Here is a 26,413-nt window from a genome sequence, read left to right as displayed (position 1 = left end):
GCGTCAGCGCAGCCAGCCATGGGCAAAGCTGACGCTGTCCAGCCCGGCAAAGCGTGCCACCCGCTCCAGCTCGGCCTCCAGCCGCCGGGTGCGGGCGGGGGACCATTTCACGTCCCGCTCCGGCCACAAGGCGGTCACCCGCAGCACGCCCGCGTCGCGGTCGGCCTTCATGTCGATACGCCCCACCAGCCGCGCCCCCTCCAGCAGCGGAAAGACGTAGTATCCGTACTGGCGTTTTTCAGCGGGGGTAAAAACCTCGATCCGGTAGTGAAAGCCGAACAACCGCTCTGCCCGCTTGCGGTCGCGCAGCGCCGGATCAAAGGGGCTGAGCACCCGCATCCGCCCCGATGGCGGAGCCAGTTCAACGGCGGCCTCTATGGTTCCGGGCCGCACGAAGGATTTGCGTAGCTTGCCATCGGCCAGTTCGATCTCGACTTCTTGCAGCTCCCCCTGCTGCAACTGCTCCGCGCACCAGGCTTTTGTCTCGGCCGCCGTTGCGGTGTCCCAGAACGCCGCCAGCTCGCCCGAGGTGGCAAAGCCCAACCTCTCCAGCGCCGCGGAACACAGCCAATGCACGGTGGCCTCCGCGTCAACGGGCTGCGTGCCGGGGCGCAGATGCTCTTCGATCACCCGCTCCGTCAGGTCGTATTGCTTCTGAAACCCGCTGCGCCCCACCACCGTCAGCGCACCGCTGCGCCACAGGTATTCCAGCGCGGTCTTGGACGGATGCCAATCCCACCAACCGCCCGAGCCCCTCTTTTCGTCCTTGCCGACATCGGAAGAGCTGACCGCCCCGTGATCGCGCACATGCTGCAGCACCGCGTCGAACCGCGCCTCGAACCCGTCACGCCGCCAGTTGCGCCAGCGTTTGCGCAGCATTTCGGTGTCGCGCTGGAACCGCAGATGCCACTGCGGATAGAATGCCATCGGGATCACCGCGGCGTCATGGGTCCAGTGTTCGAACAGGCCACGGTCGCGTTCATACAGCTGTTTCAGGTGCTTGGCGCGGTAGGCCGGGCGACGCGCATAGAGGATCATGTCATGAGCGCGGGCCACGGTGTTGATACTGTCCAGCTGCACGAACCCCAGCCGCTGGATCAGCGCCAGAAGATCGGCCCCCTTGGCGGGGCCTGCGGGCTGCTCAAGCAGCGCGTGGCGGTCCAGAAAGAGCCGCCGCGCCGCCGCATTGTCCAGCCGCTGCAGCGCCATCAGCGCCGCTTCAGCGTGTCACCATAGGTGATGGTGGGCGACAGGGTGATCTGGCGCTCGATCTCCGCTTCCGGGTCGGCCAGCTGATCGGCGATGATCTGCGCCGCCCTGCGCCCGATTTCCAGTCGGCAGGCGTCCATGGTGGCCAGCTTGCGCGGCAGCCCTTGCAGCAACTCCACCCCGTTGAAACCGGCCAGACCGATCTGCCCCGGCACGTCGATGCCCTGCTCCAGCAGGTACAGCATCCCACCGGCACCGATCATATCATTGGAATAATACAGGAAATCCAGTTCTGGCGAACGCTCCAGCATCGCCGCCGTCATCTCCCGCCCCTTGGCCAGCGCCGAGCCGCCGGAATAGAACTCGCGGTCCTCAATCTCGACCCCTTCCTTGGCCAGCGCCTCGGTGAAGCCCTCGAAGCGTTTGCGGGCACGGTGGTCCAGCGGCATCTTGGTGCCCATGAAGCCAATGTGGCGGTAACCCGCCTTGAGGATCGCCTTGGCCATTTCGCGCCCCGCGCGACGGTGCGAGATACCGACCATCGCATCCACCGGCTTGCCGTCGGTGTCCATGATCTCGACCACCGGAATGCCGGAACTGTTCAGCATCGCCCGCGCAGCCTCGGTGTGTTCCAGTCCGGCGATGATCACGCCGGAAGGACGCCAGGACAGCATCTCGTAGAGGACTTTTTCCTCCTTCTCGGGCTGGTAGTCGGTGACCCCTACCACCGGCTGCAGCTCGGTATTTTCCAGCACCTGGTTGATGCCGGTCAGCACCTCAGGGAACACCATGTTGGACAGCGACGGGATGATCACCGCCACAAGGTTCACCCGGTTCGAGGCCAGCGCCCCGGCGATCTTGTTGGGCACATAACCCAGCTCCTTGGCCGCGGTCAGAACCTTGGTGCGGGTTTTTTCCGACACGTCGCCGCGGTTGCGCAGCACGCGACTCACCGTCATTTCGGAGACCCCGGTTGCTTCGGATACGTCGCGTAGGGTGAGCGGTCGCTTATTGTCCGTGGTCACGTTGCTGAGCCTCATCATTACTGCTGTCGCGAGGTTAGCGCAGACACTATATGCTGCACAATGGAAACCGGGAGGGCAAAAGCCTGCGCCGACCGGTCCATGCCATTGTGATCGCTATAGGGATTTGCTATCGCGGTGCCAGGCGCGGCCCCGTGGCTCAACTGGATAGAGCAGCCCCCTCCTAAGGGGCAGGTTGCAGGTTCGAATCCTGCCGGGGTCGCCAATACTGCCCAAGTGTCCATGACCGGCATCGCCGCCCCTGCAGCCGATGCCACTTGCATTCTTTACCCTTTTTGCAGTAAGCCGCCCCATCCGGTCGCAGCCTACCCGGACATCAAAACAAGGGCCCCAAAATGAAAACACTCGTCATCTGCTCGGGCGGACTCGATTCCGTGTCGCTCGCGCATATCACCGCCGATGAGCATGAGCTCACCCGGCTCGTCTCCTTTGACTATGGCCAGCGCCACCGCAAGGAGATCGATTTCGCCGAAGCCGCAGCCAGGCGGCTGGGCGTTCCATTCCACCTGATCGACATGCGCGGTATCGGCGCGGCCCTCTCGGGCTCGGCGCTGACCGATGACATCGACGTCCCCGACGGCCACTACGCCGAAGACACGATGCGCATCACCGTGGTGCCGAACCGCAACGCGATCATGCTGTCGATCGGCTTCGGCATCGCCGCCGCCCAGGGCGACGAAGCGGTGGCAACCGCCGTGCACGGCGGCGACCACTTCATCTATCCCGACTGCCGCCCCGGCTTCACCCGCGCTTTTGACGCGATGCAGCAGGCGGCGCTGGACGGCTATGCCGAGGTGCGACTGCACACGCCCTTCGTCGAACACAGCAAAGCCGAGATCGTCCGCCAGGGCGCGCAGCACGGCACGCCCTTCGCCGAGACCTGGTCCTGCTACAAGGGCGGCGCGGTGCATTGCGGGCGCTGCGGCACCTGCGTCGAGCGGCGCGAGGCCTTCCACCTCGCCGGGGTCAGCGACCCCACGACCTACGTCGACCCGGACTTCTGGTCCGCGGCGATTGCGGGCAAGGAGGCGGGCTGATGTTCCGTATCCGCAAGGAGTTCCACTTTTCCGCGTCGCACCAGCTGACCCACCTGCCCGCCGATCACCAATGTGCGCGGCTGCATGGGCACAACTACATCGTCGTGGTCGAACTGGCTGCCGAGGCGCTGAATGCCGACGGGTTCGTGCGCGACTACCACGATCTGAAGCCGCTCAAGTCCTATATCGACGACAACTTCGATCACCGCCATCTGAATGATGTCATGGACGGCCCCTCCACGGCCGAAAACATGGCGCGGCATTTCTATGAGTGGTGCGCCGAACGCTGGCCCGAAACCTGCGCGGTGCTGGTCAGCGAAACCCCCAAGACCTGGGCGGAATACCGGCCATGACCCTGCGCATCGCCGAAATCTTCGGTCCCACGATCCAGGGCGAAGGCGTCCTGATCGGAGAGCCGACCGTCTTTGTGCGCGCGGGCGGCTGCGACTACCGCTGCAGCTGGTGCGACAGCCTGCATGCGGTCGACAGCGAAAACCGCCACAGCTGGGCCGCGATGCAAACCGAGGCGGTCTGGGAGGAAGTCCAGCGGCTTTCCGGCGGGCAGCCGCTGACTGTCTCGCTGTCGGGCGGCAATCCCGCGATCCAGGACTTTGGCCCATTGATCGAGCTTGGACGCGCCGCGGGCTACCGCTTTGCCTGCGAGACGCAAGGCTCGGTGGCGCGGCCGTGGTTTGCCGCTCTCGACACGCTGGTCCTGTCGCCCAAGCCGCCGTCCAGCGGCGAGCAGGTGGACTGGGAGGCCTTTGACGCCTGCCGCCAAGCCGGTGCCGGAGCCCGCCAGCAGGTCATGAAGATCGTGATCTTCGACCAGGCGGACTATGATTGGGCGCGCGAGGCGCACAGTCGCCACCCCGATCTGCCGCTCTATCTTCAGCCCGGCAACCCGGAAGTCGATCCCGCGGTCCCCGTTGACCTGCAAGCGCTGGCCGACCGCCTGCGCTGGCTGACCGAAAAGGCAATGGCCGACGGCTGGTTCGCCGCCCGTATCCTGCCGCAGCTGCATGTCCTGATCTGGGGCAACAAGCGCGGCGTCTGAAATGATGGAACCCACCATGTCCGAAAACATCTACAGCAATCTCAAGCAACTCGGCGGCGAAACCCGCATTCCCGCCAGCCCCGAAGAGGCCGAGCTGGAGCGGGTGCCCAACCCGCAGGCCGACGTCGCCTACAACGTGCGCTTTACCGCGCCGGAGTTCACCTCTCTCTGCCCGATGACCGGCCAGCCGGACTTTGCCCATCTGGTGATCGACTATGTTCCCGGCCCGTGGCTGGTGGAATCGAAATCGCTCAAGCTGTTCCTGACCTCGTTCCGCAATCACGGCGCGTTCCACGAGGACTGCACGATTTCCATCGCCCGCCGCCTGGCAGAGTTTCTGGAGCCTCAATGGCTGCGGATCGGCGGCTATTGGTATCCGCGCGGGGGTATCCCCATCGACGTTTTCTGGCAGACCGGACCTATGCCGGAAGCGGTATGGATCCCGGACCAGGGCGTTCCGCCCTACCGTGGTAGGGGCTGATACCCTGGAGTGAGGTCGGCCCAACGCGGCCGGGTTGCGCCAAGCAGGCTCGACGCGCTCCTCACCCCGCATTTGCAACGTTAACAGGCCGCCTGACCACCAGTTTTCCCGTGTCAGGCGGCGGCAATCGTGACCCCGGCAACAGCAAGATACCTGCCGCCCTTTGCAATCGTGACAATGAGGGTGAAGCGCCATAGCGGTTCACGCAGGAGACCTGCCGCCAGCGTCAGCGGATCTCCGATCACGGGCACCCAGGACCCGAGAAGACTCCAGCGCCCCCATTTGCCGTACCAAGCCGCCGCCTGATCCAGTCGCGCGCTTGATACCGGGAACCAGCTGCGGTCGGAGAAATGCATGAGATACCGCCCGGCCGCCCAGTTGAGGATTGAACCCAGGACATTTCCTGCCGTCGCAACAGCCAGAAGCAGCCATACCGGGTGGCTGCCGACAACCACCATTCCCGCGAGCACAGCCTCTGACTGTGCAGGCAACAGCGTTGCGGCCACCAGGGCCGCCGCGAACAGACCGGCGAGGGACAACATGTCAGGAGCGCATGGGCCAGCTGCGGTGCAGATCGTCTATGATGACTGCGTGTTTGTGCCCCATCGCTCCGTGCTCCCGCAGATGCGGGTGGTCAGGCGGTAGATCGTCGTGCGTGTGCTCGATTTCCCCAGCCGTTTCGCCGGGCCACTGCAGCAGGCAGACCACGATCCCAATTCCCGCCAACCCGGCCAAGGCAATCAGCGCGGGGATGGCGCCGAATTCTGTCATCAGCCAACCCGATAGCGGATAGGTCACAAGCCAGCAGGCATGAGACAGGGCGAACTGTGCAGCAAACACTGCGGGCCTGTCCTCGGGGTGCGCCGACCGCTTCAGCAGCCGCCCAGAGGGGGTCAGCACCGCGGAATAGCCGAAGCCGACAAGCAGCCATGTGAACAGCAGCCCTCCCCAATGCAGACCCGATGCGGTGGTGACCCCGGCGAGTCCAAGCAAGGAGAGGATCATGAGGCAGGCACCCGAAAGCATGACGGGACGGTCGGGCAGCCGGTCCAGAAGCCTTGGCAGCGGCAGCGCCGCTGCCATGGAGCCCGCGCCGAATGCGAACATGGTCCAGGCCAGCGCGCTTTCCGGCAGGCCGAGCAGACCGCGCACCAGCACGACCGAGTTCACCAGCACCATCGCCCCGGCTGCCGAGACCGCAAGGTTGAGCGCAAGCAGGCCGCGCAGGCGTGGAGTCGCCAGGTAGATGCGCATTCCACGCGTTGTGCGGTCGTAAATTCCCCGCGGCTCCGCAATCTGCGGGCTCGGCAGCATCACGGAAACCACCAAGAGCGCGGAAGCTGCAAAGCCCGCCACAGTTCCCAGAAACAGGGTATTGTAGCTCATCAGTGCCAGCAGCAGCGCCGCGAGTGTCGGGCTGATGATGTTTTCCAGATCGTAGGCCAGACGCGAAAGTGAAAGCGCCCGAGTGTAGCGCGCCTCGTCGGGCAGCACATCGGGGATCGTAGCCTGGAAGGTGGGCGTGAAGGCCGCCGAGGCGGACTGGAGCAGGAAGATCAGCACATAGACCTGCCAGACCTCGGTCACGAAGGGCAGCGCCAGCGCCGCACTCGCCCGCACCAGGTCCAGCACGACAAGCAGGCGGCGGCGGTTCACCCGGTCCGCAAAGGCCCCTGCAACCGGGGCGATCCCGACATAGGCCACCATCTTGATGGTGAAGACCGTGCCCAGCACCATTGCTGCGCTGTCTCCTGCCAGATCGTAGGCCAGCAGCCCAAGCGCGACAGTTGCAAGGCCGGTTCCCAGAAGTGCCACAACCTGCGCCAGGAAAAGGTGCCGATACGTGCGGTCGGAAAGGACATCCAGCATGGCAGCCTCATAAATAGCGCGAGATGGCCTTGAGTTCGGCCCGGTCGGCTTCGGAATTTTCGCCGTCGAGGCAGTGATCCATGTGATCGTGGATCAGCGCCTGTTTGGCGTTGCGGATCGCTTTTTCCACCGCCTGAAGCTGCTGCGCGACGTCAAGACAGGGACGCCCGTCTTCGATCATGCCGATGACCGAGCGCAGATGCCCTTCGGCGCGTTTCAGCCGGGCGGTGAGCTTGGGGTGACTTGCATGCCGGTGTGGATCCATCATTAGCCAGAGTTATCCCCCTAGGGGGGATAAAGCAAGGCAGCGTTTCAGAGGGCCGCGAAGAGGACATGGTGCAGGCACGGGTTCGAGGCAGACCTCACCCGGGCATTGCACGGTCACAGCCACGGCAAATCCGTTCATGATCACGGTCCCGCACTGCGCTTGCGCGCGGCCAACGCCGATGCATTGGGCCTGGCCGAGGACGATATTTCAGGGAAACGACCCCTTTTGGCATCCCGACAAGGTCTATCGTCACGAACGCCCCCGCCGCGTTTGGATGTCCTGAAAGCCTCACAGAACATGTCCAGACCAACGGGCATGTCTCACAGGCCGACGGATAGCCGACCACGGGTGTATGCCTACTCTATCCCATTGGCACGTTGCAGCTCTCGCACGTAGCGGGTGATGCCCTTCACATCCGCATCGGTCAGGCCCTGTTGGGGCGGCATGTTGCCGAAGTTCCAGTGGTGCGCGCGCACTCCGTTTCGGACAGCCAGCAAAAAGGCAGCGTCCGCGTGATGCGACGGCTCGTAGATCTTGTGAACCAGCGGCGGCCCCATGCCATTCCGCCCGGTAGCATTTTCACCATGACAGTCCGCGCACACAGCATCATAGGCCCGCTTGCCGATCTGCGCAGCTTCGCTGAGCGTTGTCGGCACTGCGACCTGCACCAGCCGTTCGCCGACTTCCTGTGATGCCCGATTGCTGTCTTGCCCGTTTCTGTCGGGACTGCCGGAGTAGAGATAGACAGCCAGAGCGGCCACCAGTGCGACCGCAGCGCTTATTCCAAGCTTATTGTTCATCAGACACTCTCTTGACGTTCGGTTGGTTCGATATTGAAGGCTGCCGGAAGCAACCCCATTGAAGCGCCGCAGAACAGGAGCAGCAGTGGCATCTGCATCACCCCCTGCCCCGGTCCGGTCACCACCTCTGTGTAATCCTTAAAAACCGTGCTCACGATCAGCTTTGTCAATTCGCGGGTTATGTAGACGACCAACATCGCCGACAGGCTGGGCTGCACCCGTTTAAACTTCGGCTGACCGGTCGCGCGCAGCGTATGGCAGGCAGGATCTGCTTCCAGCACGGGGCGAGTGCACCGTCACCGCGGAAAACCCAAAGGCGGAGGTCGACGAAGCGACCTCCGCCAGTGCCCTACTTCACCGCGACGACGGTCAGCTTGCCCTTGATGCGCTGCGCGACGAATTCGATCGCGTCGCCCGCCTTCAGCTGGTCCAGCATCGCGTCATCGGCAACCCGGAACACCATGGTCATCGCCGGCATATCAAGATCCACAAGCTCCTCGTGCTTGATGGTCACCTTGCCGGACTTGGGATCGACCTTCTTCACCATTCCCGCGGTGAAGGTCGTATCACCTTGCAGCACGGTCACCGGCCCATGCATGCCGGATTCGTAGTGGCCGGGGATCAGGCACGCGAACTCGAACGTGCCCGCGTTGGAGAAGGTCCAGACGATCTCTCCCGTGGCGCCGGGATCCAGACGCACCGAATTCGGGTCGTCATGCTCCATGTCCATCTTTGCCATCAGCTCCTTGTGGTGGACGTTGCGCTCCGGCGTATCCAGCACGAATTCATGCTCCAGTTCGCCCTCGTTGGTGATAACGAACTTGACTGTCTCGCCCTCGGAGAAGGAGAGGTTGGCAGGCTCGAACAGCATTTCGCCGTCATCGGTTTCTTTCATGATGACCACGACCTCGCGGTCTGCATGTGCAGCATCGCCGGGTTTGCCGACCTCCATTTCATCGTGGTGGCCGCCGCCGTGGGTACCGCCCGCAATGGCCGGCGCGGCGAAAAGGGTTGCGATCAGGGCAGTGGAAAGAATCTTGTTCATGTCTGTTTCCTCGTCAGTTCTGGTTAAAGCCAGGGGCCGGTCAGCCTTTGGCGGCGGGTTTCGGGGTGATGCGGGTTTGGGCGTCTTCGACACGGGTCGGTTCCGGCAGTGAGCCGGTCCACTCGTAGGCCTCGGTGCCGGGCGGGTTTTCATACCAGCCGGGGTCGCTGTAATCGTCGGCGTCGATGCCCTCGCGCACTTTGACGACCGAGAACATGCCGCCCATCTCCAGCGGCCCGTGCGGCCCCCAGCCGGCCATCATCGGCACGGTGTTGTCGGGCAGCGGCATGGACATCTCGCCCATGTCGGCCATCCCGGCGGTGCCCATCGGCATGTATTCCGGCTGCAGCTTGCGGATCTGGCCGGTCAGCTTGCGCTTGTCGGTGCCGATGAAGGTCGGCACGTCGTGGCCCATCGCGTTCATCGTGTGGTGCGACTTGTGGCAGTGGATCGCCCAGTCGCCCGGATGCACCGCGTCGAACTCATAGGCGCGCATGGCCCCGACCGGGATGTCGATCGACACTTCCGGCCAGCGCGCGGTTTCCGGCACCCAGCCACCGTCGGTGCAGGTGACCTCGAAGTCATAGCCGTGCATGTGGATCGGGTGGTTGGTCATCGTGAGGTTGCCGACCCGCACCCGCACCCGGTCGCCCTGGTTCACCACCAGCGGGTCGATGTCCGGGAAGAGGCGACTGTTCCAGCACCACAGGTTGAAGTCCGTCATCTCCATCACCCGGGGCACGTAAGAGCCCGGATCAATGTCGAAGGCGTTCAGCATGATCAGGAAGTCCCGGTCCACCGGCATGAAGGACGAATCCTTGGGATGCACGATGAACATGCCCATCATGCCCATCGCCATCTGCACCATCTCGTCTGCGTGCGGGTGGTACATGAAGGTGCCGGACTTGGTCAGGTCGAACTCGTAGACAAAGGTCTTGCCGGGCGGGATGCCCGGATGGCTGAGGCCGCCGACCCCGTCCATGCCGGAGGGCAGGATCAGCCCGTGCCAATGCACCGAAGTATGCTCCGGCAGCTTGTTGGTCACGAAGATGCGGACCCGGTCGCCCTCCACCGCCTCGATAGTGGGGCCGGTGGACTGGCCGTTGTAGCCCCACAGATGGGCGATCATGCCGTCGGCCAGCTCACGCTCGACCGGTTCGGCCACCAGGTGAAACTCCTTCACCCCGTTGTTCATCCGGAACGGCAGGGTCCAGCCGTTCAGGGTGACGGTCGGGTTGTAGTCCGGCCCGGTGGTTGGGGCCAGCGGCGGCTGGGTGGCCGCGGTGTCCATGCTGGCGGCTTCGGGCAGGCCCATGTTGGAGGTCTTGCCCCAGGCCTGGCTGGAGACCAGCGCGGCACCCGCGGCGCCGGCTCCGAGCAGTTGACGTCGGTTCATCATGTCATGTGGTCCTTTCAATGGCCTGCACCGCCGCCAGCGGCGATTTCCGCGCCGCCGCCCTGCGGGGCCGATCCTGTGCCGCCGCCGTAGATCGCGGCGGTGACATTGGCCTGCGCCAGCCAGAAATCGCGTTTGGCATTGGCCGCTTCCAGCAAGCTGGAGAGCTTTTCACGCACATCGGTCAGCAGTTCGAAGGTATTGGTGATCATGCCGTTGTAGCTCAGCAGACCTTCTTCCTCGATCGTCTGGCGCAACGGCACCAACACATCGCGATAGTGGCGGGCGATTTCATACGAGGAGTAATAGGCGAGCTCCGCGCTGCGGGCCTCCGAGCGGACATTCACGGCCCGTTCTGCCAACGCATTGGCGGCTTGCATGTAGGCCAGTTCCGCCTTGCGCATCCGCGCCTTGCCGGTATCGAAGATCGGAATGGCAAATTCCAACTCCAGCTGCGGCAGGGTTTCGGTGTGGGTCTCCCCATCCTCGCGTTCACGTTCCGACTCGACGCCAGCGATCAACTCCAGATCGGTGACAAGCCGTGTTCTGTCGGTCAGGCCAAAGGCGCGCGCCTGTGCTTCCAGACCCAGTTTGGCGACCTGTAGATCGACGCGGTTCTGCAGCGCGGTCTTTTCGATGGCGGGTAGTTTGCGCAGCGACTTTGGCAGCGCTGGCAACGCATCCGGCACGTAGTAGTTGGCATCGCTGCCCCACAGCCCCATCAGCCGTGTCAGCTCTTCCTTGGCCAGTTTGGCATCCAGCCGCGCCCGGGCAACCTGGCCTGCCAGTTCCGCGTTGAAGGCAAACTCCCGCGCCTGCCCTGCCTTGTTCAGCGCGCCGGTCTTGCCCAGCTGGCTGGCCAGCTCGGCGCTCGCCGCGGCAGTCTCGCCGGCCTTGCGCAGGTAGCTGAGACGCTCGAACGCCGCCACTGCGTTGATCCAAGCCTGCCGCGTCTCTGCGGCCAGCGCCAGCGTGTCGTTCACCGCATTCAGCTGGGCCTGCTGGAACTGGGCTTCGGCCACCGCGATACGTTGCTTGCGGTTTTTCACATCCAGCAAGTTCACGGCAACGGAGGATTCCAACGCCCGGTAGAGACCCAGTTCAGGCGCACCGATGCCCATCAGCCCAATCGAGACCACCGGGTTCTCCGGTGTCATCTGTTGCCAGGCTTCGGCCGCCGAAAGCCCAACCGCCGCATAGGAAGCTTGCAGACCTTTGTTGTTCAACAAGGCTACCTGCACCGCGGTATCGGCCGAGATCGTCTTGCCGTGCACAAGGCTGCGAACTTCCTTGGCGAGCGCCTCGTTTTCAGCTTGTGTCTGGGCAAAGGCGGTACGCTTACCGATCGCCGTCGAGGTCCGGCTGACCACCTCCTGAAAACCGGCATTGGGATTGGTGTATTTTTCGGGAACCGCTGTCGCGCAGGCCGCAAGCGCGACCGGGCAAGCGAGGACCATCCGCCACGTTTTCATACGCATCAATGGTGGCCTCCCTGCTGCTGTTCGTTCACGCCGCGCCAGGACCCGGGGCCGCTGGGCTGGTGGCGTTCGTAGCCCCTGAAGGGGTCCTCATAGGCAAGGGTGCGATAGGGGCCAGTGGGCTGCGACGCGCGCTCCAACGCTGTGGTTTCGGGCAGCGGCGTCGGTGTCCCGACGCACGCTCCCAGCAGCAGGGCGCCCGCCCCGGCCAGAAAGTAGGATTTCATGTGAATATTCCGAGAATGATCTGAACTGCTCCTGCATGTGCATGCAGAAGCGGGTTAAAGACCGCCGAAACGGTTCAGATGTCTCAGTGTCTCGGAGGGCGCAGCAGTGCGATCTGCTCACGCGAGGGCAATTGCGAATCCCTTTGCGCCCAGCGCTCGGACTGCTTCAGCACAATTTCCGTTGGCTGCAGGGAAAGCACCGCAACCGCCATACAGGAGCCTGCGCAGCAATTGGTGGTGTCCAGGTCATCAACGGTACCGTGGCTGTCCTGCGCTGTCACGTGGTGGGAATTGGCCGCATGTTCTGCGCCCGGTACTCCGGCATGTGAATCTTCAGCATGGGCAAGGTGCGGAGCATCGTGGTGGCCAGCAAAAGCATGCGCAGCTGACGGCAGGGAAAATACAATCCCCAGGATCACTGCCCAGGCAGTGACCATTCTGAAGATCCAAGAGATTTGCGCCAGACGCTCCATGACAGCATTTCTCATGGCCCGGGTCGGCTTCGTCAAGATGGCAATCCTGTGCGACCGGCACAAATTTTCGTGTGCCGGACGGGGTCGGCAGATTTGCCCTTTGGCCGCCGAATGACGCGCTGCTTTAGTCCGGTCACACCCCCGGAGGCTCTGAAGGCGGAACAAAGCTCTCCATATCCTCCGCCGCAAGCACGGCCCGCAACCCTTCGCGGTAGCTCGGATACAGTAGGCTGATGCCCAGGTCTTCCTTGATACGACGGTTGCTGACGCGCTTGTTTTCTCCATAGAAGCTGCGCGCCATCGGGGTCATGCCGGCCTCTTCAAAAGGCACTTCGGCAGGTACAGGCAGCCCCAGCAATTCAGCTGCATATCCCAACACGTCCTGAGGCGGGGCGGGATCATCATCGCAGACATTGTAGATCGCACCCGGCCGCGGTTGCATGATCGAGGCTATCAGAACACGCGCGATATCCTCCACGTGAATGCGTGAAAAAACCTGTCCCGGTTTGACAATCCGGCGCGCCTTGCCCGCCATCAGCTTGGCGAAGGGCCCGCGACCAGGGCCGTAGATGCCGGCCAGCCGAAAGATATGCAAGGGCAGCCCGGGCACCGCCTGCCACTCGGCCTCCGCGCGCTGCCGCCATTCGCCGCGCACACTGGCCGGGGTCAGCGGCGTATCCTCGTCCACCCAGTCACCCCCATGATCGCCGTAGACTGCCGTGGTCGAAAGATAACCCACCCATTGCAGATCCGAAGCCGCCTCAAACTGTTCGCGAAGCTCAGCCATAACGGGGTCACCGGGCTCGGTCGGCGCGATCGAGCTCAGAACGTGGGTCACTCCCTCCAGCGGCAACCGCGTACCGGGCCAACGCTGCAGTTGCACGTCCGGCACATCGCCCGGGACCACGTCCCGCGTGGTACCGAAGACGCGCCAGCCGCGCGCGATCAGATGCGGCGCCAGTGCCCGCGCCGTATAGCCAAACCCAAGACAAAGAAGTGTTTTACCCATTGTCTCTTGATGCGTGCACTGGCTCAGGGGTGCAAGGGTTGATTCCGCGCCTCTTCCATCTTTTGATAGGCCGCATGGATACGCCAAAACAGAAACTTTCGGACGCCTACGCCCTGACATCACCGAGCGACTCCAGACAGTTTTATGGCGCATGGGCCGACAGCTACGACTCGGAATTTGCCGCCGGGGAGGGCTACACGCTGCCCGAATCGGTTGCCCGCGCGTTTGCTGATGCAGGTGGTCAGGGACCGATCCTCGATGTCGGTGCCGGCACAGGCCTTTGTGGGGTCGCCCTGCGCAGGCTGGGACTGGAACCGGTGGATGCCACGGACATCAGCCCGGCGATGCTGGGCCGTGCGCTTCGCAAGGACGCCTACCGCGACGTGATCGAAGCCGACCTCACCGAGGGCATACCGGTGCCACGCGGTGTCTATCGCGGGGTGGTATCTTCCGGCACTTTCACCCATGGCCACCTTGGCCCCGAGGTGCTGCCTGCCCTTCTGCGAACTGCCACGCTGGACGCACAATTCGCTTTGTCAGTGAATGCCCGCGTCTTCGAAACGGCCGGGTTCGATCAGGCGTTCGAACGATTGCAAAACGGGCAATGGATCAAGGATTTTTCACTCGAGGACGTGCCGATATACGGCCCCGCTGCAAGGGGGCCGCACCGGAACGACACCGCCTTCATCGCCCTGTTCCATAAGGTCTGACTGCGCGCGCGTCGGCCAGCGATCAGGCGCAACCGCGCCGCGCCTTGGCGCGGCGCCATGCCCAACTGGTTCGGCCAATCCACCATTGGCCGGAAACAGGCGGGAGCTCCCGCCTCACCAGCCTTTCCGGGCTGGTTACCGGCCTTTCCAAACTGGGTCGCGCTTCTCGGCGAAGGCACGGGCGCCTTCCAGATTGTCCTCGGACCCGTAGAGTACATCCACTGTCTTGAGCTGACGGCGGGTTATCCGGTTCATCGCATCCTGGAACTTGCTGTCCTCTGCATCCCGCACGATCTCCTTGATCGCCGCGTAGACCAGGGGAGGACCGGACGCCAGGAGACGCGCAAGTTCCCAAGCCCGGTCCATCAACTGGTCCGCGGCCACGATCTCATTCACCAGCCCCCAGCGATGGGCCTCCTCGGCGTCGAACCAGCGCCCGGTCAGCAGAAGTTCCATGGCGATGTGATAGGGGATCCGCTTCGGAAGCTTGACGCTGGCGGCGTCGGCCACGGTACCGGACCGGATTTCCGGCAGGGCGAAGGTGGCATGATCGGCCGCGATGATCATGTCCGCCGACAGCGCTAACTCCAGCCCGCCTCCGCAAGCGATTCCGTTGACCGCGGCGATCACTGGCTTGTTCATGTCGCGCAGTTCCTGCAGCCCGCCAAAGCCGCCGACGCCATAATCACCATCCACCGCGTCGCCGTCCGCGGCCGCCTTCAGGTCCCAGCCGGGGCAAAAGAACTTTTCGCCACCGCCGGTGAGGATGGCCACCCGCAAATCCGGGTCATCCCGGAAATCACGAAACACCTCGCCCATGGCCCGGCTCGTCTTCAGGTCGATGGCATTGGCCTTGGGGCGGTCCAGCGTGACCTCCAGGATGGCGCCGTCCCGACGCGTTTTGACAGGGCTTTCGCTCATGTGGTGTCCTCCAGAATGGCTGTTCAGTACTTGCGCCGCAGCAACGCATCCGCGGCAACGGCATCAGCCGGAGTACAGAGCAGCGGATTGATTTCGATTTCTTCCAGGCCCAAGGCGTTTTCCATGACGTAGGCCTCCACCGCGCGGATCGCCCGCAGGATGGCATCCCGATCGGCGGCCGCGGCGCCACGATACCCTTGCAACTGCCGGGAAATCCGCAGCCCATCCAGGGCCGACGCAATTGCCGCATCGCTGGCGGGCAGCAGAAAGGACGCACGGTCCTCCAGCAGCTCGGTCAGGACACCGCCTGCAGCCAGCGTCATGACAAAGCCATGTGCCGGATCCTTGACCACCCCGATCAGCAGCTCCGCCACCACGTCGGTGACCATTTCCTCCACCAGAAAGCGCTTGGCGGGCATCGCGAATGCAGCGTCGCTGACCTCTTGCCCCGTGCTGAGGTTCAGCGCGACCGCCCCCGCCTCGGTCTTGTGGGCGACGCCTTCGCCCTTCAATACGACCGGGAACCCCACATCCACCGCCACCGCACGCGCATTGGCCGCTGATGCCGCCCGTTTGAAACGGGGAACCCGCAGGCCATATTCCGCCAGCTGCCACTTGGCATCGGCCTCCGGGACCAGGTCCGGCTCAACCGTCGGGGTCGGCATCAACAAGGGCGCCGGTGGTTCCGGCGGCAGCAGGCTGGCCGCTTCGCAGGCGGCGATGGCTTCGCTGAGACCACAGAACGGCACCACGCCTGCCGCCATCAAGCGGTCCGCCACATCTTCGGGTAGAAGTTCCGGCAAGGTCGCCACCAGACCAACATTGGCCCCGGTGGTGCGCCGCGCGCCGATGGCTGCCTCGATGGCACACTCCCAGTCCGATGCATCGCAGCGATCCGCGCGCGGGAAATCGACAATCAACAGGGTGATCGCCAGCTGGGGATCCATCATCGCCGAAAACGCACGCGTCATCGCATCGGCGTCCCGCCAGATATAGGTGTGGTAGTCGAGCGGGTTGGCCAGCGCCACCATGGGGCCCAGTGCCGCCCGCAGATCGGCTGTCTGCCGCGCGTTCAGGGGCGGGAACTCAACCGCCCGCGCATGGCCTGTATCGGCCGCCAGGCTCGCCTCTCCGCCCGAGCAACTGATGGTCGCAATACGGTTCGAAGGCAGTCGCCCTGTCACATGCAACAGCTTCAGTGTCTCCAGAAACGAGGGCAGATCCTCCAGACGCGGGATGCCAAGGCGTGAGAGCAAAGCCCCGGCTCCCGCGTCACCGCCCGCAAGCGAAGCGGTATGGGAAACAGTCGCGGCCTGGGCCTCGGCCGATTTACCGACCTTCAGCGCTATGATCGGTTTGCCCAGCGCACGGGCACGCGCCGCCAGCGATTCGAACGCGCGCAGATCACCAAAGCCCTCGATATGCAGACCCAGCGCAGTGACGCGTTCGTCCTCAAGCAGCGCTTCGCCGATGGCAGCGATACCAGTCTGTGCCTGGTTGCCCGCTGTCACCACATAAGCCATTGGCAAGCCGCGCTTCTGCATGGTCAGGTTGATGGCGATGTTGGAACTTTGGGTGATGAGCGCCACGCCGGTCTCGGCGGTGACGCCACCATGCTGGTCCGGCCACAGCAGCGCGCCATCAAGGTAGTTGATAAACCCATAGCAGTTCGGCCCGAGGATCGGCATATCTCCCGCCGCCTCAAGAAGTTGTGCCTGCAGATCCGCACCCTCGGCATCTTCCGCCTCGGCCTCAAGAAAGCCGGAGGCAAAACAGACCGCGCCGCCCGCACCACGTGCCGCCAGGGCCCGCACGACCTCGATCGTGGCAAAGCGGTTCACCCCGATGAACACAGCGTCGGGCGCCTCGGGCAGACACTCCACATCCCGGACCGCAGGCAGGCCCGCCACCTCGTCGGCCTTGGGATGGACGGGCCAGATGGAGCCCTTGAACCCCATTTTCTGACATTGCGTGATCACCAGTCGGCACCAGGCACCGCCTCCGATCACAGCAATGGTTTTGGGGCGAAAAAGCCTATTTAGAGACTGCATGAGATCCTATTCACCGGTCTTGCCACGGTCCAGATGGCCGAGGTCTTGTTCAGGGCTGATCCGGTCACGCACACGGGTTTTCAGTTCTTTCACATCAGGAAAGCCGCCGTCCCGTTTGCGTTCCCAGACCAGCTCCTTATCAACATGGATCTCAAAGATCCCGCCCAAATCTCCGGGTACCAAGGTCACCCCGCCCAGCTGGTCCTGAAAGGTTTGCAGCAGCTCCTGCGCCATCCACCCCGCGCGCAACAGCCAGTTGCAGCCGATGCAGTAGGTAATGGTCACAACGGGTTTCGGGGTCGCGGTCCCGGTCATATGTCAGCCTCCCAAGGCGCGCAGCATCTCGCGGCTGATGATGTGCCGCTGGATTTCACTGGTGCCTTCCCAGATACGCTCCACCCGCGCGTCGCGCCAGATGCGTTCCAAGGGCAGCTCGTCCATCAGCCCCATGCCGACGTGGATCTGGATCGCCTCATCCGCCACCATCGCCAGCATCTCGGTCGCCTTCAGCTTGGCCATCGACATGTCGCTCTCGGTCACGGTGCCCTGATCGAACTTCCAGCCGGCTTCCCAGGTCAAGAGGTTCGCTGCCTTCAGCTCCAGCGCCATATCGGCGAGTTTGAAGCTGACACCCTGGAACTTGCCAATCTGCTGGCCGAACTGCTTGCGCTCGGCCGCATATTCCAGCGCATGCTGCAACGCACGATCCGCGCGGCCCAGGCAGGTGGCGGCCACCTGCAGGCGGGTGGCGCCCAGCCAGGTGTTGGCCACCTCGAACCCTTTGTCGACCTCACCCAGGATCGCCGAGGACGGCAGGCGGCAGTCGTCGAATTCCAGCACCGCATTGGTGTAGCCGCGATGGCTGACGTTGCCGTAACCCGCGCGCACCTCGAACCCCGGCGTGCCCTTGTCGACAAAGAAGGCGGTGATCTTCTTCTTCGGCCCGCGCGGGGTGTCCTCGACCCCGGTGGCCATGAAGCAGATGGCGAAATCGGCAATATCCGCGTGGCTGATGAAATGCTTGGTGCCATTCAGGATCCAGTCATCGTCGTCCTTGCGCGCAGTGGCCTTCATGCCGCGCAGGTCCGAGCCCGCGTCCGGCTCCGTCATCGCCAGGCAATCCCACTTCTCGCCCCGGATGCAGGGGAACAGGTATTTTTCCTTCTGCTCTTCGGTGCCTGCCAGCAGGATGTTCGACGGCCGCGCAACCCCGGTCCAGTGCAGCGCATAATTGGCGCGGCCCAGTTCCTTTTCGTACAGCAGCCAGCTCAGCGTATCGAGGCCCGCGCCACCGACTTCTTCGGGCATATTGGCGGCATAAAGCCCCGCTTCCATCGCCTTCTTCTGGACGTCGCGGATCACCTCCATGTCCAGATGACCGGTTCGCTCGATCTCCGCCTCATGCGGGTACAGCTCCTTTTCGACAAAGGCGCGGGTGGTCTCGACGATCATCGACTGTTCTTCGGTCATTCCGAACTGCATGGGGGACATCCTTTGCAAATCTGTTGTGAGTCAGGTTACGCCGCTTGCCTCACCTCATCATGCAAAGTTAGATGAAATCATGCAAAACTGGGCAAAAGATCACGCCGCGGTGCGGCAGGTGGACGTGCTGCTGTTTGATGCCTATTCGGCCCATTGTCTGGCGAATACGGTCGAACCCCTGCGCGCTGCCAACACCTTTGCCGGGCGTCAGGTCTATGGCTGGCGCTTCCTGACGCTGGATGGCGGGACTGCGGTGTCGTCTTCGGGAATGGAGGTGCGCGCGCATGGGCGGCTGGCCGACTGCCGCGGCGATATGCTGATCGCGATGCCCTCCTATGATTTCCTGCGCCATGCCACGGTTGCGGCCTGCCGCGCGCTCCAGTCGGCGGCGCGGCGCTATGATGTGCTGGCGGGGTTCGACACCGGCGCCTGGCTGCTGGCGCAGGCCGGGCTGCTGGACGGACATCAGGCAACCATCCATTGGCAGGAGCTGACCCGCTTTGCCGAGCAGTTCCCCGAGGTGCAGGCCCAGCGCGCGCGTCACGTGATGGATGGCAACCGCATCACCTGCACCGGCGCGCTGGCGGCCTTTGACACGATGATGGAGCTGATCGGCCAACACCACGGCGCGGCCCTGCGGCTGGAGGTAGCGGCGCTGTTCATGGCGGCCGAGGCCACCGACACCCAGGATCCGATCCTCGCCCGCAGCCGTCCCGTTGCTCGTGCCGTGGCACTGATGCAGGCCAACTTGGAAACCCCGCTCCCAATCGCCGAGGTCGCGCGCCGAACGGGGCGCAGCCAAAAGGATCTGGAGCGCCGTATGCGCGCGGATCTTGGCGCAACACCGCAGGCCGTCTACCGGCGCTTGCGCCTGATTGAGGCGCGAAAGCTCGTGTTAGAGACTGTTTTGAGTGTCTCGGAGATCGCCCTGCGCTGCGGCTACGACGATCCCAGCGCGCTGACCCGCGCTTTTCGCGCGGAGTTCGGCACCACCCCGCGCAGCCTGCGCGGCAGCTAGGCCTGTTTCGCCGCCATCCACTGGTTCAGCCGCCACAGCCCCCAGGCCAGCGGAATCGCCGCCAGCCCGCCGATCACATAGGCCAGCGGCTCATCCGCGAAGCTCCCGAACATCTGGGTGTAGGCGTGGATCGCGGCGAATGTCATGCCCGCATTGAACAACCCGCGCTGGTGCCGCTGCGCCGCCCAGAAAATCACCGCCGCCAGCACAGCGGCCCAGAGCACGGAATAGACGCCCTCGGAAATGAACAGCGCGTTGGCGCGGAAGGCATCCCGCGCCGCGGCATAGCTTTCCCAATCGGCATAGCCGTCCCGGAACCGTCCCGGCCCCCAGACGGTTTCGCCCACCACATCGCCCCACAGCGAGCCGACCAGCGCGCAGAGGTTGGCAATCACAAAGCCGAGGATCGCAAGGATGCGCAGGTGCCGGGCGTCGCGCTCTGCCAGCCGGGCAGCGCCCCAGGGGCACAGGCCAATCAGAGCCGCCATCTGCAGGATCGTCAGCGTCGATTCCGGCGAGTAGAACACATAGGCCGCATGAAAATAGCTGGTGCCGGTCTCCAGCATCTGGGCAAAGGGCGCAATCGCCAGCGCGGTGACAAAACGCACGTCAATCAGCCAGCCCGCCAGCGCAATCGCTGCCGTGTAATACAGCAGTACCAGATTGCGCAGCGGCGAGCCGATCTCGTGCTGCTGCAACAGCAGCTCGATCCCTGCCAGATGCATGGCCAGCCCCATCAGCAGCACCGCGCCCAGCACAAACACGGTCGACCACGCGCCCTGCCGCCAGCGCCAGACACAGATCCCGGTGACCAATGCGCCTGCTGGCAGCATCACCCAGCCGGCGATGGCCTCATGCTTGTCGACCAGCTCAATCGCGGCGCCGCCCAGCAGCATGCCCCCGCCGATCAGGGTGGCGGAATTGCCGAACATCCGCAGCATCGCGCCGCCCCACGCCAGCACCGCCAATCCGCCGCCCAGCATCAACAGCCCGGTCAGCGCCACCGCCAGCGGCTCCGCCAGCCAGAAGATGAAGCCCGCGGTGGCGGCGATGATGCCAAAACACAGGATGGCGTTCACCGCCAGCTGCACCATCACCTCGCGCGAGCGCGCCTCGATCCGGCGGGCCTGATCCGGGGTCAGCACCCCCTCCTCGACCAGGGCGGTGGTATCGGCAATGGCGTGCATCGGCATCCCTTCCGGCAAATTGCGCTGCCGCCAGCATCGCCCAAAGGTTGCGGAATGAAAACCCGGCCCGCCCCGGCGGCATCACCCGCAGTCCGCGCCCGTTTTCATACCCCTGTGACGATCCGCGCCTAGGGGTCTTGCACCCTTGCGCGCAATCATCAACAGTAGGCCATGACAAACAAGACCTTCCCAAGCTGGCCCGACGTCGCTCCTCAACTCATCGAAACTGCTGCCGGACGCGCTGCCGCCGATACGGTGATCCGTGGCGGCACATGGGTGAACGTCCACACGCGTGAGGTGCTGGAAGGCCACGACATTGCAATCACCGCGGGCCGCATTGCCTATGTCGGGCCGGATGCGTCCTATTGCACCGGCCCGGACACCCAGATCATCGAGGCGAATGGCCGCTACATGATCCCCGGCCTGTGCGACGCCCATATGCATATCGAGAGCGGCATGCTGACGCCCGCGGAATTTGCCCGTGCGGTGATCCCGCATGGCACCACCTCGATGTTCACCGACCCGCACGAAATCGCCAATGTGCTGGGGCTTGAGGGCGTGCGCCTGATGCATGACGAGGCGCTGCTGCAGCCGGTCAATATCTTCACCCAGATGCCCAGCTGCGCGCCCTCGGCGCCGGGGCTGGAGACCACCGGCTATGAAATCTCGGCCGAGGACGTGGCCGAGGCGATGAACTGGCCCGGCATCATCGGTCTGGGCGAGATGATGAACTTCCCCGGCGTTGCCGCGGGGGACCCGAAAATGCTGGCGGAGATCGCCGCCACCCAGCGCGCCGGCAAAACCGTGGGCGGGCATTATGCCTCGCCCGATCTTGGCCCCGATTTCGCGGCCTATGTGGCGGGCGGCCCGGCCGACGATCACGAAGGCACCTGTGAGGCCGACGCCATCGCCCGGATGCGTCAGGGCATGCGCGCCATGGTGCGGCTGGGCTCCGCCTGGTACGACGTCGAGGCGCAGATCACCGCCATCACGGAAAAGGGTCTCGATCCGCGCAACTTCATCCTTTGCACCGATGACTGCCACTCCGGCACGCTGGTCAACGACGGCCATATGAACCGGGTGGTGCGCCACGCCATCGCCTGCGGCTGCGACCCGGTGGTTGCCTTGCAGATGGCGACCATCAACACCGCGACCCATTTCGGGCTGGAGCGCGAGATCGGCTCGATCACGCCGGGGCGCCGCGCCGATGTGATCCTGACCTCCGACCTGCGCGAGCTGCCGATCGAAGTGGTGATCGCGCGCGGCCAGATCGTGGCGGAATCAGGCTCTATCAAGGTGGATTGCCCACATCTGGACTGGCCCGCCAGCGCCCGCGGCACCGTGCATCTGGGCCACGCGCTGACCGCGAAAGACTTTGAAGTCGGTGCCCCCGAGGGCGCCAATGCCGTCACCGCCAATGTGATCGGTGTAGTGGAAAACCAGGCCCCGACCAAGGCGCTGAAGGCAGAGCTGCCCGTCATCGACGGGCTGGTCGAGGGCACGGACGAGGTCTGCCAGATCGCGCTGGTCGAGCGCCACCGCGCCACCGGCGGCGTCACCAACGCCTTTGTTTCCGGCTTCGGCTACGAGGGCAAAATGGCGATGGCCTCGACCGTGGCGCATGACAGCCACCATATGATCGTGGTCGGCACCGACCGCGAACAGATGGCGCTGGCCGCCAACCGCCTGGCCGAGGTCGGTGGTGGCATCACCCTGTTCCGCGACGGCCAGGAACAGGCGCTGGTCGAACTGCCGATCGCGGGCCTGATGTCCGACAGCCCCGCAACCGAGGTCGCCGCCAAGGCGCAGGCCCTGGTCGAGGCAATGCAAGCCAGTGGTTGCAAGCTGAACAATGCCTATATGCAGCACTCTCTGCTGGCCCTGGTGGTGATCCCGGAACTCAGGATCTCCGACCTCGGCCTTGTTGACGTCCGTACATTCCAGAAAATCCCGGTGATCGAGCCCGCACAATGATAACAACCAAACACCCAGGCCACCCGCCCGCTGAACAATTCACTGACGCGACCGAAGCCGTTGATCGGCTGGAGCTGCTGTACAACCAGGCCACCGCCTTTCTGTGCGAGGAGTTCATCCGCGCCATGGCCGACGGTGCGCCGGACAACCAGCGCATCCGCGCCTATTACCCTGAAATCCGCTTCTCCACCCTGACCTTTGCGCAGGTGGACAGCCGCCTCAGCTTTGGCCATGTCTCGGCCCCCGGCACCTATGCCACCACGGTGACCCGGCCGGACCTGTTCCGAAACTACCTGATCCAGCAGATCAGCCTGCTGATCCGCAACCACGGCCAGCCGGTGACCATCGGTGTCTCCGACACGCCGATCCCGGTGCATTTCGCGGTCGCCTCGCGCCCCGACCTGACCGTGCCGCAAGAGGGCGCGGCCGGCTTTACCCTGCGCGATGTCTTTGACGTGCCGGATCTGTCGACCACCAATGACGACATCGTCAACGGCACTTTCCAGCCCGCCAACGGCACCGGCCCTCTGGCGCTGTTCACCGCCCAGCGCATCGACTACTCGCTGGCGCGGCTCAGCCATTACACGGCGACCAGCCCGGAGCATTTCCAGAACCACGTGCTGTTCACCAACTACCAGTTCTACGTGGCCGAATTCGAAGCCTACGCCCGCGCCCAGCTGGCAGACCCGGAGTCGGGTTACACCAGCTTTGTCAGCACCGGCGATCACGAGATCACCGATCCGGCAGCACCAATCCCCGCGCTGACCAAACTGCCGCAGATGCCCACCTATCACCTGAAGCGGGCAGACGGGAGCGGCATCACGCTCGTCAACATCGGCGTCGGTCCCTCGAACGCCAAGACCGCAACCGACCATATCGCGGTGCTGCGCCCGCATGCGTGGCTGATGGTCGGCCATTGCGCCGGCCTTCGCAACACCCAGGCGCTGGGGGACTTCGTTCTGGCGCATGGCTACCTGCGCGAGGACCACGTGCTGGACGACGACCTGCCGATCTGGACCCCGATCCCGGCGCTGGCCGAGATCCAGGTGGCGCTGGAGGAAGCGGTGGAGGAAGTCACCGAATTCGAGGGCTACGACCTCAAGCGGATCATGCGCACCGGCACCGTCGCCACCATCGACAACCGCAACTGGGAACTGCGCGACCAGTCCGGCCCGGTGCAGCGGCTGTCCCAGTCCCGCGCCATCGCACTGGACATGGAGAGTGCAACCATTGCCGCCAACGGTTACCGCTTCCGCGTGCCCTACGGCACGCTGCTCTGCGTCTCCGACAAACCGCTGCATGGCGAGTTGAAGTTGCCGGGCATGGCGTCGGACTTTTATCAGACCCAAGTTGCGCGACATCTGCAAATCGGCATAAAAGCTATGGAGAGATTGCGCGGCATGCCGCTGGAGCGCCTGCACAGCCGGAAACTGCGCTCATTCGACGAAACGGCCTTCCTGTAGGCGGTTTTTTCGCGAATTTCCGGTGAAAATCGCCTTATTTCCTTCGCCCAATGCACACAAGAAGTTGTGTTGCCCCACAACATAACGATAATGTCCGGCAATGAGGCCCCACAGTTCGGGCAGTTTAAGGAGACGAAGAATGTCCAAACCGATGACCAAAACCCAGCTCGTTGCCGCCCTGGCGGAGGAAATGGACAGCGACAAGAAAACCGCCGGTGCCGCGCTGGAAGCGGTCTGCGCGCTGATCACCCGCGAAGTGTCCAACGGCGGCGCCGTGACCCTGCCGGGCGTTGGCAAGATCTACTGCCGCGAGCGTCCCGAGCGCGAAGTGCGCAACCCTGCCACCGGTGAGAAATTCACCAAGGAAGCCGACAAGGTCGTGAAAATGACCATCGCCAAGGCGCTGAAGGACAGCGTCAACGGCTAAGTCCGGTTCGCGATCCGACCAGTTTCAGGGCTGCCCTTGCGGGCGGCCCTTTTCTTTTGTGAGCTTTTCAACCGCGTACCGCTGGCTTGCTCTTCGCGACGGGCTTCGACCTTGCACAATGGGCGTGCTTGAACGAAGCTCCGCGCACACTAGGACCGCCCCGCGACAAACAGGGAAGATGTTGGATGGACGCACGCGCAATTGCCATGGGGCTTGCCTTTGCCCTGATGTGGTCTTCGGCCTTCACCTCGGCACGGATCATCGTGCAGGACGCCTCGCCCCTGCTTTCACTGGCCGTTCGGTTCCTGATCTCGGGACTGATCGGCGTCGCGATCGCCCGTGCGCTGGGGCAGACGTGGCGGCTCACCCCTGGCCAATGGCGCGCCACGGTGATCTTTGGCCTGTGCCAGAACGCGCTCTACCTCGGGCTCAACTTCGTCGCCATGCAATGGATCGAGGCGTCGCTGGCAGCGATCATCGCCTCGACCATGCCGCTGCTGGTGGCGCTGGCCGGTTGGGGCTTCCTGGGAGAGCGGCTGCGCCCACTTGGCTATCTGGGACTGGCGGCGGGGTTCATCGGTGTTGCGCTGATCATGGGCACCCGGATCAGCGCCGGTGTAGACCTGATGGGGGTCGCCCTCTGCGTGCTGGGCGTACTGGCGCTGACCACCGCCACGCTGGCGCTGCGCGGGGCCACCTCAGGCGGGAATTTCATGATGGTCGTGGGACTACAGATGCTGGTTGGCTCGGCCATCCTGTTCGTTGCGGCGCCGCTGTTTGAAACCATCTTTGTCACCCCGACCTGGCGACTGGCAGCCGCCTTTGTCTACACCACGATCGTGCCGGGGCTGATGGCGACCTTCATCTGGGTGCTGCTGCTGAACCGCATCGGCGCCGTGCGCGCGGCCACGTTTCATTTCCTGAACCCCGTCTTCGGCGTTGCAGTTGCCAGCCTGCTGTTGGGGGAAAGCCTCGGCCCGCTGGATCTGCTGGGCGTGGCCATCGTGACCGCAGGCATTCTGGCGGTGCAACTGGCCCGCCAGCCGCACGTCGGCGCCCAGCCAGCGGCGGAGGGCTCCCGCGCGGCGAAGCCGGGCTGACGCCCGCCCGCGCCCCTTGGGCCCGGCGCCGCTGACGCGGCGCGCGCGCCGTTGCACCAGCCCCCGCCCCCAGCGTAACCTATGACCAAACCCGACAGGAGATTGCCGTATGAGCGCACGACTGACCCAGGTGATGGAGGCCATCGATGCCACCAACGCCAAGGACCCCAACCTCGAGAACGGCCAGCCGGCCGCCCTGCTCTACGGTCAGCGCATGTCTGCGGAACAGGCACGCTTGTTTCCCGACGCCTCCGAGACCCTGCAGATCGCGGCCCGCGGCCAGCACATTGAGCGTTGGAAGCTCCCGCGTGAAGCCTATCCCGAAGGCCGGGCCGGCTATCTGGCCTGGCGCAAGGCCGAAGCTGAACACCACGCAGAGGTGGTGAGCAACCTGATGCAACAGGCTGGCTATGACACCGAGGCGCAGCAGGCAGCCGCCAAGATGCTGCGCAAGGAGGGCATCAAGCGCGACCCGCAGGTGCAAGCGCTGGAGGACATCATCTGCCTGGTCTTCCTGAAGTGGTACTTTGCCCCCTTTGCCGCCAAACACCCGGCGGAGAAGGTGCAACGGATCGTCGAAAAGACCGCCCGCAAGATGTCGCCGGAAGCGCGCGCGCGGGTGCTTGACGAATTCGAGCTGCCCGCCGAGCTGGCGGCCGCCTTTGCCAACTGAGGGTGCGCCCCCGCA

At 64.2% G+C, this 26,413-nt stretch carries 29 protein-coding genes and 1 tRNA gene; 12 read left to right on the top strand and 18 right to left on the bottom strand.

Annotation, left to right across the window (positions count from 1 at the left end; genetic code table 11):
• Nucleotides 1–3: 3 nt before the first annotated feature.
• Nucleotides 4–1,089: a winged helix-turn-helix domain-containing protein gene (locus AB9K35_RS23615; protein ID WP_369930226.1), complete on the bottom strand. Its 1,086-nt coding sequence runs from the start codon at nt 1,087–1,089 to the stop codon at nt 4–6.
• 119 nt (nt 1,090–1,208) lie between these two features.
• On the bottom strand, nt 1,209–2,234 hold the full coding sequence (locus AB9K35_RS23610) for a LacI family DNA-binding transcriptional regulator (protein ID WP_222454505.1): 1,026 nt from the start codon (nt 2,232–2,234) through the stop codon (nt 1,209–1,211).
• A 146-nt stretch (nt 2,235–2,380) separates the two neighbouring features.
• Here AB9K35_RS23610 and AB9K35_RS23605 point away from each other — a divergent pair.
• The 5 genes from AB9K35_RS23605 (at nt 2,381) to queF (ending at nt 4,827) form a co-directional block, all read left to right on the top strand.
• A tRNA-Arg gene (locus AB9K35_RS23605) sits at nt 2,381–2,457 on the top strand.
• Nucleotides 2,458–2,587: 130 nt separating this feature from the next.
• On the top strand, nt 2,588–3,289 hold the full coding sequence (queC, locus tag AB9K35_RS23600; protein WP_369929913.1) for a 7-cyano-7-deazaguanine synthase QueC: 702 nt from the start codon (nt 2,588–2,590) through the stop codon (nt 3,287–3,289).
• Entirely contained in the window at nt 3,289–3,642 is a 354-nt protein-coding gene (gene queD / locus AB9K35_RS23595; RefSeq protein ID WP_369929912.1) for a 6-carboxytetrahydropterin synthase QueD, read from the top strand. Before queC ends, queD begins: the two co-directional genes overlap by 1 nt.
• Nucleotides 3,639–4,346, top strand: a complete 708-nt coding sequence (gene queE, locus AB9K35_RS23590; protein ID WP_369929910.1) for a 7-carboxy-7-deazaguanine synthase QueE — start codon at nt 3,639–3,641, stop codon at nt 4,344–4,346. Before queD ends, queE begins: the two co-directional genes overlap by 4 nt.
• Nucleotides 4,347–4,362: 16 nt before the next feature.
• Complete coding sequence (queF, locus tag AB9K35_RS23585; RefSeq protein WP_369929908.1) at nt 4,363–4,827, top strand: preQ(1) synthase; 465 nt, start codon at nt 4,363–4,365, stop codon at nt 4,825–4,827.
• A 113-nt stretch (nt 4,828–4,940) separates the two neighbouring features.
• Here queF and AB9K35_RS23580 read toward each other — a convergent pair whose 3' ends face one another.
• From AB9K35_RS23580 to AB9K35_RS23530, 11 genes are all read right to left on the bottom strand, one after another.
• Complete coding sequence (locus AB9K35_RS23580; RefSeq protein WP_369929907.1) at nt 4,941–5,369, bottom strand: YqaA family protein; 429 nt, start codon at nt 5,367–5,369, stop codon at nt 4,941–4,943.
• A gap of 1 nt (nt 5,370) precedes the next feature.
• Nucleotides 5,371–6,696, bottom strand: a complete 1,326-nt coding sequence (locus tag AB9K35_RS23575; RefSeq protein ID WP_369929905.1) for an MFS transporter — start codon at nt 6,694–6,696, stop codon at nt 5,371–5,373.
• Between the two features lie 7 nt (nt 6,697–6,703).
• The gene (locus tag AB9K35_RS23570; RefSeq protein WP_369929903.1) at nt 6,704–6,964 is read right to left on the bottom strand and encodes a metal-sensing transcriptional repressor; all 261 of its coding nucleotides are present in this window, start codon (nt 6,962–6,964) and stop codon (nt 6,704–6,706) included.
• Between the two features lie 356 nt (nt 6,965–7,320).
• On the bottom strand, nt 7,321–7,764 hold the full coding sequence (locus AB9K35_RS23565; RefSeq protein ID WP_369929902.1) for a cytochrome c: 444 nt from the start codon (nt 7,762–7,764) through the stop codon (nt 7,321–7,323).
• Nucleotides 7,764–8,045 carry a hypothetical protein gene (locus tag AB9K35_RS23560; protein ID WP_369929900.1) on the bottom strand — a complete coding sequence of 94 codons (282 nt, stop codon included), beginning with the start codon at nt 8,043–8,045 and terminating at the stop codon, nt 7,764–7,766. Before AB9K35_RS23560 ends, AB9K35_RS23565 begins: the two co-directional genes overlap by 1 nt.
• A gap of 68 nt (nt 8,046–8,113) precedes the next feature.
• A complete protein-coding gene (locus tag AB9K35_RS23555; protein ID WP_369929898.1) occupies nt 8,114–8,809 on the bottom strand; it encodes a copper-binding protein in 696 nt (231 codons plus the stop codon).
• 40 nt (nt 8,810–8,849) lie between these two features.
• The gene (locus AB9K35_RS23550) at nt 8,850–10,208 is read right to left on the bottom strand and encodes a multicopper oxidase family protein (protein WP_369929896.1); all 1,359 of its coding nucleotides are present in this window, start codon (nt 10,206–10,208) and stop codon (nt 8,850–8,852) included.
• A 14-nt stretch (nt 10,209–10,222) separates the two neighbouring features.
• A complete protein-coding gene (locus AB9K35_RS23545) occupies nt 10,223–11,683 on the bottom strand; it encodes a TolC family protein (protein WP_369929894.1) in 1,461 nt (486 codons plus the stop codon).
• Nucleotides 11,683–11,910, bottom strand: coding sequence for a hypothetical protein (locus tag AB9K35_RS23540; RefSeq protein ID WP_222454492.1), 228 nt, complete (start codon nt 11,908–11,910; stop codon nt 11,683–11,685). Before AB9K35_RS23540 ends, AB9K35_RS23545 begins: the two co-directional genes overlap by 1 nt.
• An 83-nt stretch (nt 11,911–11,993) precedes the next feature.
• The gene (locus tag AB9K35_RS23535) at nt 11,994–12,419 is read right to left on the bottom strand and encodes a hypothetical protein (RefSeq protein ID WP_369929892.1); all 426 of its coding nucleotides are present in this window, start codon (nt 12,417–12,419) and stop codon (nt 11,994–11,996) included.
• Between the two features lie 97 nt (nt 12,420–12,516).
• Nucleotides 12,517–13,392: an SDR family oxidoreductase gene (locus tag AB9K35_RS23530; RefSeq protein ID WP_369929890.1), complete on the bottom strand. Its 876-nt coding sequence runs from the start codon at nt 13,390–13,392 to the stop codon at nt 12,517–12,519.
• A 74-nt stretch (nt 13,393–13,466) separates the two neighbouring features.
• Here AB9K35_RS23530 and AB9K35_RS23525 point away from each other — a divergent pair, with 74 nt between their 5' ends.
• The gene (locus tag AB9K35_RS23525) at nt 13,467–14,102 is read left to right on the top strand and encodes a class I SAM-dependent methyltransferase (protein WP_369929888.1); all 636 of its coding nucleotides are present in this window, start codon (nt 13,467–13,469) and stop codon (nt 14,100–14,102) included.
• A gap of 135 nt (nt 14,103–14,237) precedes the next feature.
• Here the strand turns inward: AB9K35_RS23525 and AB9K35_RS23520 are convergent, their stop codons facing one another.
• Genes AB9K35_RS23520 through AB9K35_RS23505 form a run of 4 tightly spaced genes read right to left on the bottom strand, consistent with a single transcriptional unit; the run spans nt 14,238 to nt 18,556 of the window.
• Nucleotides 14,238–15,023, bottom strand: coding sequence for a carnitinyl-CoA dehydratase (locus AB9K35_RS23520; RefSeq protein WP_222454488.1), 786 nt, complete (start codon nt 15,021–15,023; stop codon nt 14,238–14,240).
• 23 nt (nt 15,024–15,046) lie between these two features.
• On the bottom strand, nt 15,047–17,074 hold the full coding sequence (locus AB9K35_RS23515; RefSeq protein ID WP_369929886.1) for an acetate--CoA ligase family protein: 2,028 nt from the start codon (nt 17,072–17,074) through the stop codon (nt 15,047–15,049).
• Between the two features lie 6 nt (nt 17,075–17,080).
• Complete coding sequence (locus tag AB9K35_RS23510; protein WP_222454486.1) at nt 17,081–17,389, bottom strand: SelT/SelW/SelH family protein; 309 nt, start codon at nt 17,387–17,389, stop codon at nt 17,081–17,083.
• Nucleotides 17,390–17,392: 3 nt separating this feature from the next.
• Nucleotides 17,393–18,556 carry an acyl-CoA dehydrogenase family protein gene (locus tag AB9K35_RS23505; RefSeq protein ID WP_369929883.1) on the bottom strand — a complete coding sequence of 388 codons (1,164 nt, stop codon included), beginning with the start codon at nt 18,554–18,556 and terminating at the stop codon, nt 17,393–17,395.
• A 79-nt stretch (nt 18,557–18,635) separates the two neighbouring features.
• Here AB9K35_RS23505 and AB9K35_RS23500 point away from each other — a divergent pair, with 79 nt between their 5' ends.
• Nucleotides 18,636–19,574, top strand: a complete 939-nt coding sequence (locus tag AB9K35_RS23500; RefSeq protein ID WP_369929881.1) for a GlxA family transcriptional regulator — start codon at nt 18,636–18,638, stop codon at nt 19,572–19,574.
• Here the strand turns inward: AB9K35_RS23500 and AB9K35_RS23495 are convergent.
• Nucleotides 19,571–20,761, bottom strand: coding sequence for a hypothetical protein (locus AB9K35_RS23495; protein ID WP_369929880.1), 1,191 nt, complete (start codon nt 20,759–20,761; stop codon nt 19,571–19,573). The two genes, AB9K35_RS23500 and AB9K35_RS23495, sit on opposite strands and share 4 nt — an antisense overlap.
• A gap of 171 nt (nt 20,762–20,932) precedes the next feature.
• Here AB9K35_RS23495 and ade point away from each other — a divergent pair, with 171 nt between their 5' ends.
• From ade to AB9K35_RS23470, 5 genes are all read left to right on the top strand, one after another.
• Nucleotides 20,933–22,735, top strand: a complete 1,803-nt coding sequence (gene ade, locus AB9K35_RS23490) for an adenine deaminase (RefSeq protein WP_369929878.1) — start codon at nt 20,933–20,935, stop codon at nt 22,733–22,735.
• Complete coding sequence (locus tag AB9K35_RS23485) at nt 22,732–24,198, top strand: AMP nucleosidase (protein WP_222454481.1); 1,467 nt, start codon at nt 22,732–22,734, stop codon at nt 24,196–24,198. The genes ade and AB9K35_RS23485 overlap by 4 nt, the downstream gene beginning before the upstream one ends.
• 139 nt (nt 24,199–24,337) lie before the next feature.
• On the top strand, nt 24,338–24,625 hold the full coding sequence (locus AB9K35_RS23480) for an HU family DNA-binding protein (protein WP_222454480.1): 288 nt from the start codon (nt 24,338–24,340) through the stop codon (nt 24,623–24,625).
• 185 nt (nt 24,626–24,810) lie between these two features.
• Nucleotides 24,811–25,725, top strand: a complete 915-nt coding sequence (locus AB9K35_RS23475; RefSeq protein ID WP_369929876.1) for a DMT family transporter — start codon at nt 24,811–24,813, stop codon at nt 25,723–25,725.
• 109 nt (nt 25,726–25,834) lie between these two features.
• Complete coding sequence (locus AB9K35_RS23470) at nt 25,835–26,398, top strand: DUF4202 domain-containing protein (RefSeq protein ID WP_369929874.1); 564 nt, start codon at nt 25,835–25,837, stop codon at nt 26,396–26,398.
• Nucleotides 26,399–26,413 lie beyond the last annotated feature (15 nt).

It is taken from the genome of Leisingera sp. XS_AS12 (genome assembly GCF_041224635.1).
GTDB lineage: Bacteria > Pseudomonadota > Alphaproteobacteria > Rhodobacterales > Rhodobacteraceae > Leisingera.
This window is presented reverse-complemented; position numbering and strand designations above follow the sequence as displayed.

Bases quoted from the DNA above. Each gene is read 5' to 3' on its own strand.
- AB9K35_RS23520 (WP_222454488.1), bottom strand. From the start codon at position 15,023: ATGAGCGAAAGCCCTGTCAAAACGCGTCGGGACGGCGCCATCCTGGAG.
- queD (WP_369929912.1), top strand. From the start codon at position 3,289: ATGTTCCGTATCCGCAAGGAGTTCCACTTTTCCGCGTCGCACCAGCTG.
- AB9K35_RS23545 (WP_369929894.1), bottom strand. From the start codon at position 11,683: ATGCGTATGAAAACGTGGCGGATGGTCCTCGCTTGCCCGGTCGCGCTT.
- queC (WP_369929913.1), top strand. From the start codon at position 2,588: ATGAAAACACTCGTCATCTGCTCGGGCGGACTCGATTCCGTGTCGCTC.
- AB9K35_RS23550 (WP_369929896.1), bottom strand. From the start codon at position 10,208: ATGATGAACCGACGTCAACTGCTCGGAGCCGGCGCCGCGGGTGCCGCG.
- AB9K35_RS23510 (WP_222454486.1), bottom strand. From the start codon at position 17,389: ATGACCGGGACCGCGACCCCGAAACCCGTTGTGACCATTACCTACTGC.
- AB9K35_RS23470 (WP_369929874.1), top strand. From the start codon at position 25,835: ATGAGCGCACGACTGACCCAGGTGATGGAGGCCATCGATGCCACCAAC.
- AB9K35_RS23565 (WP_369929902.1), bottom strand. From the start codon at position 7,764: ATGAACAATAAGCTTGGAATAAGCGCTGCGGTCGCACTGGTGGCCGCT.
- AB9K35_RS23580 (WP_369929907.1), bottom strand. From the start codon at position 5,369: ATGTTGTCCCTCGCCGGTCTGTTCGCGGCGGCCCTGGTGGCCGCAACG.
- AB9K35_RS23530 (WP_369929890.1), bottom strand. From the start codon at position 13,392: ATGGGTAAAACACTTCTTTGTCTTGGGTTTGGCTATACGGCGCGGGCA.
- AB9K35_RS23500 (WP_369929881.1), top strand. From the start codon at position 18,636: ATGCAAAACTGGGCAAAAGATCACGCCGCGGTGCGGCAGGTGGACGTG.
- AB9K35_RS23575 (WP_369929905.1), bottom strand. From the start codon at position 6,696: ATGCTGGATGTCCTTTCCGACCGCACGTATCGGCACCTTTTCCTGGCG.
- AB9K35_RS23485 (WP_222454481.1), top strand. From the start codon at position 22,732: ATGATAACAACCAAACACCCAGGCCACCCGCCCGCTGAACAATTCACT.
- AB9K35_RS23505 (WP_369929883.1), bottom strand. From the start codon at position 18,556: ATGCAGTTCGGAATGACCGAAGAACAGTCGATGATCGTCGAGACCACC.
- AB9K35_RS23480 (WP_222454480.1), top strand. From the start codon at position 24,338: ATGTCCAAACCGATGACCAAAACCCAGCTCGTTGCCGCCCTGGCGGAG.
- AB9K35_RS23475 (WP_369929876.1), top strand. From the start codon at position 24,811: ATGGACGCACGCGCAATTGCCATGGGGCTTGCCTTTGCCCTGATGTGG.
- AB9K35_RS23555 (WP_369929898.1), bottom strand. From the start codon at position 8,809: ATGAACAAGATTCTTTCCACTGCCCTGATCGCAACCCTTTTCGCCGCG.
- queE (WP_369929910.1), top strand. From the start codon at position 3,639: ATGACCCTGCGCATCGCCGAAATCTTCGGTCCCACGATCCAGGGCGAA.
- AB9K35_RS23570 (WP_369929903.1), bottom strand. From the start codon at position 6,964: ATGATGGATCCACACCGGCATGCAAGTCACCCCAAGCTCACCGCCCGG.
- queF (WP_369929908.1), top strand. From the start codon at position 4,363: ATGTCCGAAAACATCTACAGCAATCTCAAGCAACTCGGCGGCGAAACC.
- AB9K35_RS23525 (WP_369929888.1), top strand. From the start codon at position 13,467: ATGGATACGCCAAAACAGAAACTTTCGGACGCCTACGCCCTGACATCA.
- AB9K35_RS23540 (WP_222454492.1), bottom strand. From the start codon at position 11,910: ATGAAATCCTACTTTCTGGCCGGGGCGGGCGCCCTGCTGCTGGGAGCG.
- ade (WP_369929878.1), top strand. From the start codon at position 20,933: ATGACAAACAAGACCTTCCCAAGCTGGCCCGACGTCGCTCCTCAACTC.
- AB9K35_RS23495 (WP_369929880.1), bottom strand. From the start codon at position 20,761: ATGCACGCCATTGCCGATACCACCGCCCTGGTCGAGGAGGGGGTGCTG.
- AB9K35_RS23515 (WP_369929886.1), bottom strand. From the start codon at position 17,074: ATGCAGTCTCTAAATAGGCTTTTTCGCCCCAAAACCATTGCTGTGATC.